This window comes from Actibacterium sp. (genome assembly GCF_041584535.1).
GTDB lineage: Bacteria > Pseudomonadota > Alphaproteobacteria > Rhodobacterales > Rhodobacteraceae > Actibacterium_D.
In genome coordinates, this window is record NZ_JBFHDW010000277.1 from 1 (window position 1) to 3,379 (window position 3,379).

Consider the following 3,379-nt stretch of genomic DNA (forward strand, 5'->3'; position numbering starts at 1 on the left):
ACCCATACCGTCGCTTATTACGACATGTATGAGCACCCCGAGAATATGCCGCCCTATGCGCTGGGTAATCTCGACTTCTGGTGGTACAACGCCGAAAAAGCAGAAAAGCTAATGGCCGCTGGCGCCATCCCGAAAAAAGGGCAGAGCAACTGATATGGGCGCCTATATCTTCAGGCGATTATTGCTGATCATCCCCACTTTGCTGGGGATCATGGTGATCAATTTCGGCCTGACCCAATTCGTGCCGGGCGGGCCGATCGAACAGATCATCGCGCAGGTTCAGGGCGAAGGCGATGTGTTTCAGGGCATCGCCGGCGGCGGTGACGTGGGCGAAACCATGGGGCAGGGCGAAGAACGCTATGCCGGGGCGCGCGGCCTGCCGCCCGAGTTTCTGGACGAGCTTGAGATCGAGATGGGCTTTGCCCGCATCACCTGTGCGCCGGGCTATGTCGGCGAGCCGACGCTGGATTCGCCCGATTGTAGCAAGGAAAAGATCGGCATCGCCGAGCGTTTCGTGATCCTGATGGGCAACTACATGCGCTTCGATTTCGGAGAAAGCTATTTCCGATCGATGTCGGTCATTGATCTGGTGCTTGAGAAAATGCCGGTCTCGATCACGCTGGGCCTGTGGTCGACGCTGATCGCCTATCTGATCTCGATCCCGCTGGGCATACGCAAGGCGGTCAAGGACGGGTCGTCGTTTGATACATGGACCAGCGGCGCGATCATCATCGGCTATGCCATTCCCGGCTTTCTGTTCGCGATCCTGCTGTTGGTGCTGTTCGCCGGTGGGTCCTATTTCAAATGGTTCCCGCTGCGTGGCCTGACCTCGGACGGCTGGGAAGACCTGAGCATGATCGGCAAGGTGGCCGATTATTTCTGGCACATCACCCTGCCGGTGGTCGCCAGCACCATCAGCAGCTTTGCCACGTTGACCCTGCTGACCAAGAATTCGTTTCTGGACGAGATCAAGAAGCAATATGTCATCACCGCCCGGGCCAAGGGCCTGAGCGAACGCCGGGTGCTGTATGGCCATGTGTTCCGCAACGCCATGCTGATCGTGATCGCGTCGTTTCCGGGCCTGTTCATCAGTGTGTTTTTTGGCTCGTCCATCATCATCGAGACGATCTTTTCGCTGGACGGTCTGGGCCGCCTGGGGTTCGAGGCCGCCGTCGCCCGCGACTATCCGATCGTGTTCGGCACGCTTTACGTATTCGGCCTGATTGGCCTGCTGGTCGGCATCCTGTCGGACCTGATGTATGTGTTCGTCGATCCGCGGATCGATTTTGAAATCCGGAGGACCTGAATATGGCCCTCTCGCCCCTCAATCAACGCCGCTGGCGCAATTTCAAACGCAACCGCCGGGCCTATTGGTCGCTGATGGTCTTTGCGCTGCTGTTCGGCCTGTCGCTGTTTGCTGAGGTTCTGGCCAACGACAAGCCGATCTTCGTGCGCTATCGCGGCGAAACCTTCGTGCCGATCTATAATTTCTATCCCGAGACCGCCTTTGGCGGTGATCTGCGGACCGAGGCGGTTTACCGCGATATCGAGGTTCAGTGCCTGATCGTCACCGGCGGGATCGAAGACTGCTGGGACACGCCCGAGGCGCTGATCGAGGATGCCGCCGACGGGGTGATCGACGGCGAAGCGATTGAAAAGGGCAAGATCCTGTGGCCGCCCATCCCCTATAGCTATTCCACCGTCAACGACATCGGCGGCACCGCGCCATCCATGCCGGACAAAGCGCATCTGCTGGGCACCGACGACACCGCGCGCGACGTGCTGGCGCGGGTGATCTACGGCTTTCGGCTGTCGATCCTGTTCACGCTGATCGTGACCTCGATTGCTTCGGTGATCGGTATCGCGGCCGGGGCGGTTCAGGGCTATTTCGGCGGCTGGGTCGATCTGATCTTTCAGCGGGTGATCGAGATCTGGTCCTCGACCCCGCAGCTTTACATCATCATCATCCTGTTCGCGATTTTGGGCCGCAGTTTCTGGCTGCTGGTGTTCCTGATGGCGCTGTTCGGCTGGCCATCGCTGGTCGGCGTGGTGCGGGCAGAATTCCTGCGAGCGCGCAATTTCGAATATGTGCGGGCGGCGCGGGCGCTGGGGGTCAGCAATACCACGATCATGTTCCGGCACATGCTGCCCAACGCGATGGTGGCGACGCTGACCATGCTGCCGTTCATCATCACCGGCACCATCGGATCGCTGGCGGCGCTGGATTTTCTGGGCTTCGGCCTGCCGTCCTCGGCCCCCAGTCTGGGCGAGCTGACCTTGCAGGCCAAACAGAACCTTCAGGCGCCGTGGCTGGGCTTTACCGCCTTTGTCACCTTCGCATTGATGCTGTCGCTGCTGGTGTTCATCTTTGAAGGCGTCCGCGACGCATTTGACCCACGGAAAACCTTTCAATGAGCGGTGTGCTAGAGGTTCAGAACCTGTCCGTCAGCTTTCGGCAGGACGGTAAGGATCACCCGGCGGTGCGCGGGGTGTCGTTCACCGTCGGCAAGGGCGAGACCGTGGCCTTGGTCGGGGAATCCGGCTCGGGCAAGTCGGTGACGGCGCTGTCTACCGTGTCGCTGCTGCCCGACAGCGCGACGATCACCGGCTCGATCACCTATGACGGGCAACAGATGGTCGGCGCCGACAAGGCGCGGCTGCGGCAGGTGCGTGGCAATGACATCAGCTTTATCTTTCAAGAGCCGATGACGTCGCTGAACCCGTTGCACACGTTGGAAAAACAGCTGAGCGAAAGCATCGAACTGCATCAGGGCCTGCGCGGCACGGCGGTGCGGGTGCGCATTCTGGATCTACTGACCAAGGTCGGCATCCGCGACCCGGAAACCCGCCTGAACGCCTATCCGCACCAGTTGTCCGGCGGTCAGCGCCAGCGGGTGATGATCGCCATGGCGCTGGCCAACGGCCCGGACCTGTTGATCGCGGACGAGCCGACAACCGCGCTGGACGTGACCATTCAGGCACAGATTCTGGACCTTCTGGCCGAGCTGAAACGGTCCGAGGACATGAGCCTGCTGTTCATCACCCATGACCTTGGCATCGTGCGCCGCATCGCCGACCGTGTCTGTGTGATGAAGGATGGCGAGATCGTCGAATCCGGCCCCACGGCCGAGATTTTCGCCAATCCCCTGCATCCCTATACGCAAATGCTGTTGGCGGCCGAGCCCTCGGGCCGGCCTGACCCGGCGCCCGAAGACGCGGTGCAGGTGGTTGAAACCCGGAACCTGCGGGTCTGGTTCCCGATCCAGCGCGGCCTGATGCGCAAGACCGTGGGCCATGTGAAAGCAGTGAACGACGCCTCGATCAGCGTGCGCGCGGGTGAGACCTTGGGCATTGTCGGCGAAAGCGGCTCGGGCAAGAC

At 60.8% G+C, this 3,379-nt stretch carries 3 protein-coding genes; all 3 read left to right on the forward strand.

Annotated elements, in window-relative coordinates:
* Positions 1-154 precede the first annotated feature (154 nt).
* Positions 155-1,306 (forward strand): microcin C ABC transporter permease YejB, encoded by a 1,152-nt coding sequence (locus ABYW26_RS12235; protein WP_372605180.1) that lies wholly within the window; start codon positions 155-157, stop codon positions 1,304-1,306.
* Between the two features lie 2 nt (positions 1,307-1,308).
* The gene (locus ABYW26_RS12240; RefSeq protein ID WP_372605181.1) at positions 1,309-2,415 is read left to right on the forward strand and encodes an ABC transporter permease; all 1,107 of its coding nucleotides are present in this window, start codon (positions 1,309-1,311) and stop codon (positions 2,413-2,415) included.
* A partial coding sequence (locus ABYW26_RS12245; protein WP_372605182.1) for an ATP-binding cassette domain-containing protein occupies positions 2,412-3,379 on the forward strand: 968 nt, incomplete at its 3' end. The genes ABYW26_RS12240 and ABYW26_RS12245, both read left to right, overlap by 4 nt.

Coding starts and splice junctions, on each gene's coding strand:
- ABYW26_RS12240 (WP_372605181.1), top strand. CDS start 1,309: ATGGCCCTCTCGCCCCTCAATCAACGCCGCTGGCGCAATTTCAAACGC.
- ABYW26_RS12235 (WP_372605180.1), top strand. CDS start 155: ATGGGCGCCTATATCTTCAGGCGATTATTGCTGATCATCCCCACTTTG.